The 13,371-nt window shown below is 61.8% G+C and carries 12 protein-coding genes; 8 read left to right on the top strand and 4 right to left on the bottom strand.

Annotation, left to right across the window (positions count from 1 at the left end; all coding sequences use genetic code 11):
• Nucleotides 1-204: 204 nt before the first annotated feature.
• The 8 genes from rimP (at nucleotide 205) to Q8O29_RS05575 (ending at nucleotide 10,914) form a co-directional block, all read left to right on the top strand.
• Nucleotides 205-783 (top strand): ribosome maturation factor RimP, encoded by a 579-nt coding sequence (gene rimP, locus Q8O29_RS05610; RefSeq protein WP_305561069.1) that lies wholly within the window; start codon nucleotides 205-207, stop codon nucleotides 781-783.
• Between the two features lie 22 nt (nucleotides 784-805).
• Nucleotides 806-2,347, top strand: coding sequence for a transcription termination factor NusA (gene nusA, locus Q8O29_RS05605; protein ID WP_305561068.1), 1,542 nt, complete (start codon nucleotides 806-808; stop codon nucleotides 2,345-2,347).
• Between the two features lie 27 nt (nucleotides 2,348-2,374).
• Nucleotides 2,375-5,266 (top strand): translation initiation factor IF-2, encoded by a 2,892-nt coding sequence (gene infB, locus Q8O29_RS05600; protein ID WP_305561067.1) that lies wholly within the window; start codon nucleotides 2,375-2,377, stop codon nucleotides 5,264-5,266.
• A 61-nt stretch (nucleotides 5,267-5,327) separates the two neighbouring features.
• Entirely contained in the window at nucleotides 5,328-5,696 is a 369-nt protein-coding gene (gene rbfA / locus Q8O29_RS05595; RefSeq protein ID WP_296922700.1) for a 30S ribosome-binding factor RbfA, read from the top strand.
• An 89-nt stretch (nucleotides 5,697-5,785) separates the two neighbouring features.
• On the top strand, nucleotides 5,786-6,808 hold the full coding sequence (gene truB, locus Q8O29_RS05590; RefSeq protein ID WP_305561066.1) for a tRNA pseudouridine(55) synthase TruB: 1,023 nt from the start codon (nucleotides 5,786-5,788) through the stop codon (nucleotides 6,806-6,808).
• Nucleotides 6,809-6,841: 33 nt separating this feature from the next.
• Complete coding sequence (gene typA / locus Q8O29_RS05585; RefSeq protein ID WP_305561065.1) at nucleotides 6,842-8,665, top strand: translational GTPase TypA; 1,824 nt, start codon at nucleotides 6,842-6,844, stop codon at nucleotides 8,663-8,665.
• A 240-nt stretch (nucleotides 8,666-8,905) separates the two neighbouring features.
• On the top strand, nucleotides 8,906-9,790 hold the full coding sequence (locus Q8O29_RS05580) for a DMT family transporter (protein WP_305561064.1): 885 nt from the start codon (nucleotides 8,906-8,908) through the stop codon (nucleotides 9,788-9,790).
• Nucleotides 9,787-10,914 carry an enoyl-CoA hydratase/isomerase family protein gene (locus Q8O29_RS05575; protein WP_305561063.1) on the top strand — a complete coding sequence of 376 codons (1,128 nt, stop codon included), beginning with the start codon at nucleotides 9,787-9,789 and terminating at the stop codon, nucleotides 10,912-10,914. The genes Q8O29_RS05580 and Q8O29_RS05575 overlap by 4 nt, the downstream gene beginning before the upstream one ends.
• 9 nt (nucleotides 10,915-10,923) lie before the next feature.
• On the opposite strand, the gene Q8O29_RS05570 is transcribed toward Q8O29_RS05575, so the two are convergent.
• The 4 genes from Q8O29_RS05570 to smpB all read right to left on the bottom strand — a co-directional run bounded on the left by Q8O29_RS05570 (nucleotide 10,924) and on the right by smpB (nucleotide 13,349).
• Nucleotides 10,924-11,739, bottom strand: coding sequence for an anti-sigma factor (locus Q8O29_RS05570; protein WP_305561062.1), 816 nt, complete (start codon nucleotides 11,737-11,739; stop codon nucleotides 10,924-10,926).
• 5 nt (nucleotides 11,740-11,744) lie between these two features.
• Nucleotides 11,745-12,278: an RNA polymerase sigma factor gene (locus Q8O29_RS05565; protein WP_305561061.1), complete on the bottom strand. Its 534-nt coding sequence runs from the start codon at nucleotides 12,276-12,278 to the stop codon at nucleotides 11,745-11,747.
• Nucleotides 12,279-12,311: 33 nt separating this feature from the next.
• Nucleotides 12,312-12,683 (bottom strand): hypothetical protein, encoded by a 372-nt coding sequence (locus tag Q8O29_RS05560; RefSeq protein WP_305561060.1) that lies wholly within the window; start codon nucleotides 12,681-12,683, stop codon nucleotides 12,312-12,314.
• 111 nt (nucleotides 12,684-12,794) lie between these two features.
• Nucleotides 12,795-13,349 (bottom strand): SsrA-binding protein SmpB, encoded by a 555-nt coding sequence (gene smpB / locus Q8O29_RS05555; protein ID WP_229676450.1) that lies wholly within the window; start codon nucleotides 13,347-13,349, stop codon nucleotides 12,795-12,797.
• Nucleotides 13,350-13,371 lie beyond the last annotated feature (22 nt).

Raw genomic sequence — 13,371 nt, 5'->3', positions numbered from 1 at the left:
AATTAATCATTTCTCTTGCCCGATCCGCCACCACAGTGGCCGTCACTGGCTACGGGCATGCAAACTGCTTGCACAGGCAGGCGCATCGGGGTAGAATATGCACTTCACGACCAACTGGGCGGGTTTTCACCGCCCATTTTTTTTGGGCGTTTGTTTTTGCAAACTGATTTTTTTGAGAAGCCGGCAAAGCGACATCAGCACTGAATGGCCTTACACGAAACGATTGAGCAGACCGTCACGGGACTGGGTTACGAGCTGGTGGACATCGAGCGTACCAGCGGTGGTTTGCTGCGTGTGACGATTGACCAGCCGCAGGTGGAAGGCGTGCCCCAACAGTTCATCAATGCGGAAGACTGCGAGAAGGTCACGCGCCAATTGCAGTTTGTGCTCGAAGTTGAAGGCGCGGCCTATTCCCGGCTTGAGGTGAGCTCGCCGGGCATAGACCGGCCGCTGCGCAGTGAAAAGGATTTTGTGCGGTTTGCCGGCGAGCTGGTAGACATCACGCTGAAGGCGGCGATCGGTTCTGCGGCTGCGGCCGGATCAGGCATCGCGGCCAGCCGCAAGAAATTTCGCGGCACGCTTGAGCGTGCGGCATCGGGTTGGCAGATTGTTTGGAGCGAAGAGCCCGCCGTCAAACCCGGCGTGAAGGTGAGCAAGAACAGGGTTCCCGCGCCGCTGCAGGCAATGGGTTTCACACTCGATGAGATTGCACAGGCGCGGTTGGCGCCTGTGGTTGACTTCAAGGGGCGCCGGCCGAAAAGCCCGCCCGCAACAGAGATATAAAAAGGAAAGGCAGGCTTGTGAAATGAATCGCGAACTGTTGATGTTAGTTGATGCCATCTCGCGTGAGAAAAATGTTGAACGTGACGTCGTCTTCGGCGCGGTCGAGCTCGCGCTCGCCTCCGCGACCAAGAAGGTGTATGCGGGCGAAGTGGACATCCGCGTTGCGGTTGACCGCGACAGTGGCAACTACGAAACTTTCCGCCGCTGGCTGGTCGTTCCCGACGAAGCCGGCCTGCAAAATCCCGAAGCCGAAGAGCTGGTCAGCGATGCGCGCGACGAGATCGCCGACATCGAAGAGGGCGACTTCATCGAAAAACCGGTCGAAAGCCTGCCCATTGGCCGCATTGGCGCGCAAGCGGCCAAGCAGGTCATCCTGCAGAAAATCCGCGATGCCGAGCGCGAAATGCTGCTCAACGACTTCATGTCGCGCGGCGACAAGATTTTTGTCGGCACCGTCAAGCGCATGGACAAGGGCGACATCATTGTCGAGTCCGGCCGTGTTGAAGGCCGCCTGCGCCGCAGCGACATGATCCCCAAAGAAAACCTGCGCTCCGGCGACCGCGTCCGCGCCATGATCATGGAAGTCGACACCACCTTGCGGGGCGCGCCCATCATCCTGTCGCGCACCTCGCCCGAATACATGATCGAGCTGTTCCGCCAGGAAGTGCCCGAGATTGAACAAGGCCTGCTGGAGATCAAATCCTGCGCCCGCGACCCGGGCTCGCGCGCCAAGATTGCCGTGTTGTCGCACGACAAGCGTGTCGATCCGATTGGCACCTGCGTCGGTGTGCGTGGCACCCGCGTCAACGGCGTGACCAACGAGCTGGCTGGCGAACGTGTCGACATCGTGCTGTGGAGCGAAGACCCTGCCCAGTTTGTGATTGGTGCGCTGGCCCCGGCCAATGTGTCGTCCATCGTGGTCGATGAAGAGCGCCACGCCATGGACGTGGTGGTCGATGAGGAAAACCTCGCGATCTCCATCGGCCGTGGTGGCCAGAACGTGCGCCTGGCCGCCGAGCTGACTGGCTGGAAGATCAACATCATGACGGCCGACGAGTCGGCTGAAAAGCAGTCGCTGGAAACCGATACCAGCCGCAAGCTGTTCATGGAAAAACTCGATGTGGACGAGGAAATCGCTGACATCCTGATCTCCGAAGGCTTCACCAGCCTTGAAGAAGTGGCTTATGTGCCGCTGCAGGAGATGCTGGAGATCGAGTCCTTCGACGAGGACACTGTCAACGAGCTGCGTACACGCGCCAAAGATGCCCTCCTGACCATGGAAATCGCCAAGGAAGAAAACGCCGAGGGTGTCTCGCAGAATCTGCGCGACGTGAACGGCTTGAGCCCTGAGCTGATTGCCAAGCTGACTGAGGCGGGTGTCAACACCCGTGACGACCTGGCCGATCTGGCGGTCGATGAATTAACCGAGATCACCGGCCAGTCCGAGGACGAAGCCAAAGCCCTGATCATGACCGCCCGCGCCCATTGGTTCACCGATGAAGCTGCCGAGCCTGCCGCTGCCGCTGAGCCTGCAAGTGCAGACCTCGCGCCCAAAGAGCAATGATCATGGAGGCCAGCAGGAAAAAAACATATGTCCAGTACCACTACCGTCGCTGAATTCGCAGCTGAACTGAATAAACCCACCGCCACACTGATCGAGCAATTGACCAGTGCCGGTGTTGCCAAGGCGCAAGCCGATGACCACCTGTCCGAGTCCGACAAGCAAAAGCTGCTGAGTTATTTGCAGGCGAGCCACGGCACCGCCAGCGCCGAGCGCAAAAAAATCACCCTGGTCAAGAAGTCCACCAGCGAGATCAAGCAGGCGGACGCCACTGGCCGTGCCCGCACCATTCAGGTCGAGGTTCGCAAGAAGCGTACTTTCGTCAAGCGTGATGAGAGCTCAGAGCAGCCTGCTGACGACACAGTCGCCATGCCGGAAGCGCCTCAGTTGCCGCAGATCGATGAGGCTGAACTTGTTCGCCGCGAGGAGGAAGCCAGCCGCCATGCGGAGCTCCTGCGCCGTCAGGAAGAAGAGCTGTCAGAAAAACGCCGCTTGCGCGAAGAGCAGGACGCCAGGGACCAGGCCCGCGAGCAGCAGGAGCGCGAGGCCGCAGAACTGGCAGCACAGGCCAGCGCCCAAGCTGCCAGCAAGCTGGCCAAGCCCGCAGGCAAAGCCGCTGCCAAAGCAGCGACCGCCGAGGTGCCCGCTGCCGACGATGCGGCAGCGACGGAAAAAGCGGCTGCCAAGGCGGCTCAAGCCAGCGCCGTGCAGGCAGCAGCCAAAGCCAAAGCCACCGCTGAATTCCAGGCCGATGCCGTCAAGGCGCAGGACTTGCAGGACCGCCGCAAAAAAGCCGAGGCCGAGGCCGCCGGCATTCGCGCCATGATGAACGCGCCCAAACGCGTCCTGGTGCCCCATGTCGACCCCAAGGCTGCCATCAAAGGTACGCTGCACAAGCCGGCCGTGGTGCCGGGCGCCGTCAAACCGGTGGCCGCAGGTGCGCCCGCAGCCGCTGGTGCCGCAGGCAAAAAGGAAGTCAAGTCGGAGAATCTGTCTTCGACCTGGAAAGACGACGCAGCCAAGAAAAAAAGCGAAATCAAGACCCGTGGCGCACCTGTGGTGCCGGGCCGTGGCAACTTCCGGGGTGGCCCGCGCGGCCGCCGCACACCGGACCGCGATTCGCGTTCCGAGTCCAACTTTGTGGCACCGATTGAATTCAAAGTCATTGAAGTGCATGTGCCAGAGACCATCACGGTGGCCGAGCTCGCCCACAAAATGAGCGTCAAGTCGTCCGAGGTGATCAAGCACCTGATGAAGCTGGGCCAGATGGTCACCATCAACCAGCCGCTGGACCAGGACACCGCGATGATCGTCGTGGAAGAGATGGGCCACAAGGCGGTCACCGCGTCGCTGGACGATCCGGAGGCTTTTGCCGACGAAGACGTGCAGGGCCAGCAGGCCGAGCTGCTGCCGCGCGCGCCGGTTGTCACCGTCATGGGCCACGTCGACCACGGCAAGACCTCGCTGCTCGATTACATCCGCACCGCTAAAGTGGCCTCCGGCGAAGCCGGCGGCATCACCCAGCACATCGGCGCCTACCACGTGGAAACCCCACGCGGCATGGTGTCCTTCCTGGACACGCCGGGCCACGAAGCCTTCACCGCCATGCGTGCCCGCGGCGCCCAGGCGACCGACATTGTGATCCTGGTGGTGGCGGCCGACGACGGCGTGATGCCGCAGACACGGGAAGCCATCAAACATGCGAAAGCGGCAGGCGTGCCCATCGTGGTGGCGATCAACAAGATTGACAAGCCCTGCATCAACATGGAACGGGTCAAGGGCGAACTGGTCACTGAGGAAGTGATTCCCGAAGAGTTCGGTGGCGATGTGCCTTTTGTTGGCGTGTCTGCCCACACAGGCGCCGGCATCGACGCGCTGCTGGAGCAAGTGCTGCTGCAGGCCGAGGTGCTGGAGCTGCGTGCGCCGGTCAATGCGCTGGCCAAGGGCCTGGTGATTGAAGCCCGCCTCGACAAGGGCCGCGGCCCGGTCGCCACCGTACTGGTGCAGGCCGGCACGCTGAAAGCTGGCGACGTGGTGCTGGCCGGTTCGACCTTTGGCCGCGTGCGCGCCATGCTCGACGAAAACGGCAAGCCGATCAAGACCGCAGGCCCGTCGATTCCGGTGGAAATCCAGGGCCTGACGGAAGTGCCGCAGGCCGGTGACGCGTTCATGGTCATGCTCGACGAGCGCCGGGCCCGCGAAATCTCCACCTACCGTGCCGGCAAGTTCCGCAACACCAAGCTGGCCAAACAGCAGGCGTCCAAGCTGGAGAACATGTTCTCTGACATCGGCGCCGGCGAGGTCAAGATGTTGCCCATCATCATCAAGGCGGATGTGCAGGGTTCGCAGGAAGCGCTGGCCCAGTCGCTGCTCAAGCTCTCGACCGAAGAGGTCAAGGTGCAACTGGTGTACTCCGGTGTCGGTGGCATTTCCGAGTCCGACGTCAACCTGGCAATCGCGTCCAAGGCGGTGGTGATAGGTTTCAACACCCGCGCCGATGCCCAGGCCCGCAAGCAGGCTGAAAACAACGGTGTTGAGATTCGTTACTACAACATCATTTACGACGCTGTGGACGAGCTACGCGCCGCGATGTCGGGCATGTTGACGCCGGACAAGAAGGAAGAAGTCATCGGTACCGCCGAGATTCGCCAGGTGTTCAAGGTCAGCAAGATCGGCTCGATTGCCGGCTGTATGGTCACTGCCGGTGTGGTCCGCCGCTCCGCGCGCCTGCGCCTGCTGCGCGAAAACGTGGTCATCTTCACCGGTGAACTCGACTCGCTCAAGCGTTTCAAGGACGATGCCAAGGAAGTCAAGGAAGGCTTTGAGTGCGGCTTGAACGTCAAGGGTTACAACGACATCCAGGTTGGCGACATGTTGGAGTTCTTTGAAATCCGCGAAGTGGCCAGGACGCTGGAGGTCTGATCGCCGCAAGGCCGGCTGCCTGCCGAAAGGGCAGCCAGCCGACCGGCAGGCTCATTGAGTTATGCGTAAAAAATCATCCACCCCGAACCGCGGTTTTCGCGTTGCCGATCAGATCCAGCGTGATCTGACGGAGCTGATCGCGCGCGAGCTGAAGGACCCGCGGGTGGGCATGGTCACGATCCAGGCGGTCGAGGTCACGGCCGATTACGCGCATGCCAAGGTGTTTTTCAGCGTGTTGATCGGCGACCCGACCGAGTGCGAAACCGCGCTGAACCAGGCGGCAGGTTTCCTGCGCAACGGCCTGTTCAAAAAGCTGATGATCCACACGGTGCCTACGCTGCATTTTCAGTTCGACCGCACCACCGAGCGTGCGGCCGACATGAACGCCTTGATTGCCAAGGCGGTTTCCTCCCGCGCTCAGGACGACTGAAACGTACCGTTCCCCTTCGACAGGCTCAGGGTGAACGGTACTTTCCGCGAACGGTTGTTTCCGTTCGCGTTGAGCTTGTCGAAACGTTTATGCCGCAAACACCCCTTCACCGCCAGAAAATACAGCGACGTCCCGTACATGGCGTGTTGCTGCTCGACAAGCCGCTGGGCCAGTCGAGCAACCAGGCGCTGCAAAAGGCCAAGTGGCTGCTGCGCGCCGACAAGGCCGGCCACACCGGCACGCTGGACCCGCTGGCCACCGGCGTGTTGCCCCTGTGTTTCGGCGCGGCCACCAAGTTCAGCCAGATCCAGCTTGACGCCGACAAAACCTACGAAGCCGTGCTGCTGTTGGGCCAGAAAACCAGCACCGCCGATGCCGAAGGCGAGGTGATAGCAACGCGCCCGGTCCCCGTCATTACCCCCGCGCTGCTGGAAGAGCTGACCCAGCGGTTTCTGGGTGCGCAGACCCAGGTGCCGCCCATGTATTCGGCGCTCAAGAAAGACGGCAAGGCGCTGTACGAATATGCGCGCAAGGGGCAGGAGGTCGAGCGGGACGCCCGCCACATCACCATTTATACGCTAAATATGGCTCCAGCCCATGATCCACGGGCGCAAGCAGCTATCAAAATCATAGTATCCTGCAGCAAGGGCACCTACATCCGCACACTCGGTGAAGACATCGGAGAGGCCATTGGCTGCGGTGCCCACCTTGGCGCGCTGCGGCGGCTGGAAACCGGTGGATTTACCGACAGCCAGTGCGTGAGCCTGCCGGCACTGGAAGCCATGAGCGAGGCCGAGCGCGAAGCCTGCCTGCTGCCGGTGCAGTCGCTGGTTGCCAGTTATCCCCTTGTCACATTGGGCGTCGATGATGCTGGGCGTTTTCTCAGCGGCCTGCGCCGCCGCGGCAATGCCGGCCAGTGGGGGCCTGATGCCGAGCTGGTGCAGGTGTTCGCCACGGATCCTGCGGCGTTTTTGGGCTCGGCCCATGTCACCGCCGATGAACTGATTCCGAGCCGCCTGCTCAGCCCGATTGAAATCCAGGACATGCTGGCTGCCCGCCGCCCCGTCTCACCCGTTTCCTCCAGCCCTGCGGCCAGCGCCGCGATGGCTTAGCCCCACCGATTTGAAGTTTTTAGAAAGCCAACCATGAGTCACAAACAAATCCGCAACATCGCCATCATCGCCCACGTTGACCACGGCAAGACCACCATGGTCGACCAGCTGCTGCGCCAGTCCGGCACCTTTGCCGAGCACGAAAAAATAGTCGACACCGTGATGGACAACAACGCCATCGAAAAAGAGCGGGGCATCACGATTCTGGCCAAGAACTGCGCCGTGACCTGGGAAGGCACGCACATCAACATCGTGGACACCCCCGGCCACGCCGACTTCGGCGGTGAAGTCGAGCGTGCGCTGTCGATGGTTGATGGTGTGGTGCTGCTGATTGACGCGCAGGAAGGCCCCATGCCCCAGACGCGCTTTGTGACCAAGAAGGCGCTGGCCCTGGGCCTCAAACCCATTCTGGTGGTCAACAAGGTGGACAAGCCCGGTGCGCGCCCTGATTACGTGGTCAACGCCGCTTTCGACCTGTTCGACAAGCTGGGCGCGACCGATGAACAGCTCGATTTTCCCGTGGTTTACGCCTCGGGCATCAACGGCTGGTCTTCACTCGTTGAGGGCCCGCCGAATGAACAGTGGGGCCCCGACATGTCGGCCCTGTTCAATACCATCCTCGATCATGTGCCGCACCAGCAGGGCGACCCTGAAGCGCCGCTGCAACTGCAAATTTCTGCGCTCGACTTTTCGACTTTTGTCGGGCGCATTGGTGTCGGGCGCATCAGCCAGGGCACAGTCAGGCCCATGATGGACGTGATGGTCATGGAAGGCCCGGATGGCAAAGCTGTCAAAGGCCGCATCAACCAGGTGCTGACCTTCCAGGGCCTGGAACGTGTGCAGACCACCGACGCAGGCCCCGGAGAAATCGTGTTGATCAACGGCCTGACTGACATCGGCATTGGCGTGACCATCACCGACCCGGTCAATCCGATGCCGCTGCCCATGCTCAAGGTCGATGAGCCGACACTGACCATGAACTTCTGCGTCAACACCAGCCCGCTGGCAGGCCGTGAAGGCAAGTACGTCACCAGCCGCCAGATCTGGGACCGCCTGCAAAAAGAACTGCAACACAACGTGGCCTTGCGCGTCAAGGAAACCGGCGAAGAAGGCATCTTTGAAGTCATGGGCCGCGGCGAGTTACACCTGACCATTCTGCTGGAGAACATGCGCCGCGAAGGTTTTGAGCTGGCTGTGTCCAAGCCGCGCGTCGTGATGAAGGAAGTCAATGGCGAGAAGCACGAGCCGATCGAGCTGGTTACCGCCGATATTGAAGAACAGCACCAGGGTGGCGTGATGCAGGCTTTGGGTGAGCGCAAGGGCGACCTGGTCAACATGGAGTCCGATGGCCGTGGCCGCGTGCGCCTGGAGTACCGCATTCCGGCGCGTGGCCTGATTGGTTTTACCAACGAATTTTTGAACCTGACGCGCGGCTCCGGCCTGATCTCCAACATCTTCGACAGCTACGAGGCGCACAAGGGCGACATCGGCGGCCGCAAGCAAGGCGTGCTGATTTCCATGGATGCAGGTGAAATTTTCACCTACGCCCTGGGCAAGCTGGACGACCGTGGCCGCATGTTTGTGCGCGCCAATGACCCTGTGTATGAAGGCATGATTGTCGGCATTCACAGCCGTGACAATGACTTGGTGGTCAATGCCACGCGTACCAAGCAACTGACCAACTTCCGTGTGTCCGGCAAGGAAGACGCGATCAAGATCACGCCGCCTATCGAGCTGACGCTGGAATACGGCGTTGAATTTATCGAGGAGGACGAGCTGGTCGAGATCACGCCCAAGTCGGTGCGTCTGCGCAAGCGCCACCTGACGGAAAGCGAGCGCAAGCGCGCTGGAAGGTAGGCCCCCACGGTGAGTAAAGCCCCCACGGTCGCTCACTGCGAGCCTGCGGCAACTCCCTGCCCCTTGCACAGGAAAAAAGGGGCCGCTGCGCCTGCGGTCTGGCAAAGCCAGTCCCGCGGCCCCTGCTGGACTGGATCGGGCGGGGCGGCGACTGAGCTGAACGTTTGATCAGACCGCTACGCGCTCTTGCTCCAGCGGCCTTTAATTGTGTAGAACATGATCGCCTGAACTTCTTTCATCATGAAACTCACGCATTCCAAAGCCGTACTGCTCATGATCGCGATCACGCTGATGTGGTCCATCGCCGGCGTGGTCACGCGTCACCTCGAATCGGCACGCAGCTTTGAGGTGACTTTCTGGCGCAGCTTTTTTACCTTGCTGTCGTTGCTGGTGATCCTGCCGATGTTTCAGGGGCGCCAGGTGTTTACCAAAATCCGCCACGCAGGCCGCTTCCTGTGGATCTCCGGCGTTTGCTGGAGCATCATGTTCACCGCCTTCATGCTGGCGCTGACCATGACCACCGTGGCCAACGTGCTGGTGACGATGGCGCTCGGGCCTTTCCTGACGGCGCTGATCGCACGGGTTTTTATCGGCCACCGTATCGCGCCGCGTACCTGGTTGGCGATTGCCGTGGCGGGGGTGGGCATCGCCTGGATGTATGGCAGCCAGATCAACTTGGGTGGCGGCTTGGGGCAGTTCGCCGGCACGCTGGTGGCGTTGCTGGTGCCCATGGCTGCGGCCGTGAACTGGACGGTGGTGCAGCGCAGCCAGGCGCATGGCGAAAAAATCGACCTGGTGCCGGCCGTGCTGGTGGGCGCGGCGATTTCCTCGCTGATGACCTTGCCGCTGGCTTTTCCGTTTGCCGCCACCGGGCGGGACCTGGGCTTGCTGGCATTGCTCGGGCTGGTGCAGCTCGCCATTCCCTGTGTGCTCTCGGTCATCTGCGCCCGCGTGCTGAAAGCGCCCGAGATGGCGTTGCTGGCGCTGTTGGAAATTATTTTTGGCATCCTGCTGGCCTGGCTGGGTGCCGGCGAGGTGCCAGCCACCAGTGTGCTCAGCGGTGGCTTGCTGGTCATAGCCGCACTGGTGCTTAACGAAGTGATGGGATGGAGACAAAGAGCATGAACCAGACATATCGGCTAAAAACGACGGGGGACGTGCTGACCGAGGTACGCGGCCAGGTCGCCTTCATCACCCTGAACCGGCCCAAGGCGCTCAATGCGCTGTCGCTGTCCATGGTGCGTGAGCTGGCTGCAGCGCTGACGGCCTGGCAGGGCGACCCGGCCATTCTGGCGGTGGCGATACGCGGAACCAACAAGGTCGGCCGACCCGGCACGCCCGAGGCGCTGTTTGGCGGTTTTTCGGCCGGCGGCGACATTCGCTTTTTCCATCAGATGGCGCTGGCGGGTGACACGTCGCTCGAGGATTTTTTCACCGAGGAATACAAGCTTAACCACCTGATCCACCACTACCCCAAGCCCTACATCGCTTTCATGGACGGTGTGGTCATGGGCGGCGGCATGGGTTTGAGCCAGGGTGCGCGGGTGCGTATTGTCACCGAGCGCAGCAAGCTCGCCATGCCGGAAACCAACATCGGCCTGTTCCCCGATGTCGGCGGTGGTTACTTCCTGAGCCGTTGCCCCGGCAGCATCGGCGAGTACCTGGCGCTGACCGGCGTGGTGATAACCGGCGATGAGGCGCTGGCTTATGGGCTGGCCGACCTCAAACTGCCGGCCGCCGATTTGCCGGCCGTGTGGCAGACACTGGGTGATCAGGTTTTTGTTTCAACGGCCGCTGTGGACGCATGGATTGCTACTGATTTAATAGCAAATTATGCCCGTCCGGAAAGGGCTGGAGGCCAGTTTGATCAATATTTTTCGCTCACACGGGTGAAACACATGGTGGATGCGCTGGAGGCCGCGCCCGACGAAGCGGCCCGAAAAATAGGCGCCCTGTTGCGCAAGCGCTCGCCGCTGATGCTCCATGTCACGCTGGAGCAGATCCGCCGCGCCAGGACCCTGAGCCTGGCCGACGACCTGCGCATGGAGCGCGACATCGTGCATCACTGCTTCCATCTGAACTCCGGTGCCGCCAGTGAAACCGTCGAAGGCATACGCGCGCTGGCCATCGACAAAGACTACGCGCCGAAGTGGAACCCGGCGCGTATCGAGGACGTCAAGCCGGCGATGACCCAGGCGTTTTTTGCCAGTCCCTGGACCGCCGAGACGCACCCGCTGCGCGACCTTTAAAACCGCAGATCAGCGCTGCTGGTGCACCAGCTCGGCTAGCTGCATCAGCTCGTCGCGCGACACCGCGCCGCTCAAGGCATAACCAAAGCCCTGGTCCATCCAGTAAAACGAGGGCACCGGTCCGTCGGCGCTGTAGCGAAAAGCGGTTTCGCTGCTGCCCGCTGAGGCTCCAGCATTGGCATCTAGCGCGCCCAAGTACAGCGTGACACGCCCGCCCGCCGGATTCTGGAACATGAATTGCGCACGGGCCCCAGCTTCACCGGGCAACAAGCGGCCGCCGACCAGCTCATACCCTTGCGTCGCCAGCACCGGCACCTTCAGGGGTTTGCCCAGGCGTTTGGACAACCACTGCACCAGATGCTCCTGCTGAGCGGCTGGCACCTCTACCGGATGGCGCACTTCCGGGGAATAAACCGCGTGCGCAAGCGAGGCCTGGCGCACAAAGGCCTGGGCCGAAAGCGCCGGGGCCCCCGCCATCTGCCGGCCGGCCTGCGTGTCAAGTTGGCCATGCGACAACCAACCCACGCCAAAAGCCAGCATCAGCGCGGCCGCCATGCCACCCCAGCGCCACCACTGGTTCAATTGCTGACGCCCCTGTTGCACGCGAGTAGCAGCGGCCAGCAGGGTGTCGGGCACCGCTTCGTCGAGCAGCGGGTTGTAGTGGGCGCGCAGAGCATCGCGCTGGGCCTGCCAGGCCTGGTGGGTGTCCTGCGCGGCCGGGTCACTGGTCAGCCGTGCCAGCACCTCGGCCTGTTGGTCTGCCGGCAACTGGCCATCGATCAGCGCGTTGATCTTGTCCTGCATGAAGGGGCCTTGTTTGTCCATGGTAGTTATTTGAGGCGCCTGAGCGGCGGCGCAGTGTGGCTCTGACTGGCGGGCGCGACGGCAGGCCCGTCCATCAATTCGCGCAAGCGAACACGCGCACGCGACAAGCGCGACATCACCGTGCCCACTGGGACGCCAGTGATGGTCGCTACCTCAGCGTACGACAGATCTTCCAGGCTGACCAGCAGCAGCACGGCACGCTGGTCGTCCGGCAGCCGCAGCAGGCAGCGCTGCAGGTCCAGCGATTGCGCCGTGCCGTTGTCTTCGGCCACCAGTGCGTCAGCAACATCGTCAAGGTCAACCAGGGTACCAGCCGCTGCCCGCCGGACCGCGCTGCGCACCTGGTTCACAAAAATATTGTGCATAAGCGTGAACAGCCAGGCGCGCAAATCGCTGCCAACGGTCCACAAGCGCCATTTGCTGCAGGCACGCTCCAGCGTGTCCTGCACCAGGTCGTCGGCCAGCCAGGCATCGCCAGTCAGCGCGCGTGCATAACGCCGCAGGCTCGGGATGTGGTCTACCAGCGGGAAATCAGTCATCCATGGTTTTCCGCTTCATGCCATTCAGACCGCTCAGGGTTTGACGACGTGCCAGACGTTTTGCACACCGTCGCCGGTTTTGTCGCCGGCCTTGGTGTCCTTGATCCAGTAGTAAAGCGGCTTGCCTTTCATGGCCCATTGTTTCGTGCCGTCGTCGCGCGTGATGACGCTGTAGTCGCCTGCCGGCTTATCCATCTCCGAGGCCATCAGGGGCGGCCAGTTGGCTGCGCAGGGGCCGTTGCAGACCGACTTGCCACTGCCCGCAGTGTCACGGTCGAATACATACAGCGTCATGCCGCTGGGGCCAACCAGCACGCCATCGGCGACTTTGGCGGGTGCGGTCATCATGGAAGCGCAGCCGCCGAGCAGGGCGGCGGTCAGGAAAGCGATAGGCAGGAATTTCATGGAAAGGCTCCGGTGAGGGTTGAGGCAGAGTGATGTCTGCACTGGGATAAACACCGGCAGATCGACGTTTATTCCCTCATGCTCAAAAATAGACCAAGAAAGCAGGGCGCGTTAACGGCTGCGCGACTTCATGGCGCGTTCGACCTCGCGCTTGCCTTCGCGGTCTTTGATGGTGTCGCGTTTGTCGTGTTCGCCCTTGCCCTTGGCCAGCCCGACCTCGCATTTGACCTTGCCGGCCTTCCAGTGCAGGTTCAGAGGCACCAGCGTGTAGCCCTTTTGCTCGATCTTGCCAATCAGTCGGCGGATCTCGTCCTTGTGCATCAGCAGCTTCTTGGTGCGCACCGAGTCCGGCCGGATATGGGTGGACGCGGTGCCCAGTGGATTGATCTGGCAGCCGATGATGAACAGCTCGCCATTGCGGATCACGACGTAGCCGTCGGTGAGTTGCACCTTGCCTTCACGCAGCGATTTCACCTCCCAGCCTTCGAGCACCATACCGGCCTCGAAACGCTCCTCGATGTGGTAGTTGAACAGCGCTTTTTTGTTGTCGGCAATACGCACCGCCGCGGCGGCGGCCTTGGGCGTGAGGTTGATGGCGGGCTTGCCGGTGGATTTTCCGGAGGAGGCGGCGGCCGGTTTTTTGGAGGATGCTTCTTTGGTGGCCATGGCTAGGAGGTAAGGGCGTCAC

It is taken from the genome of Polaromonas sp. (assembly GCF_030689685.1).
Lineage (GTDB): Bacteria > Pseudomonadota > Gammaproteobacteria > Burkholderiales > Burkholderiaceae_C > Polaromonas.
The sequence above is the reverse complement of the archived record's forward strand: the minus strand, read 5'-3'. Positions and strand labels throughout refer to the sequence as shown.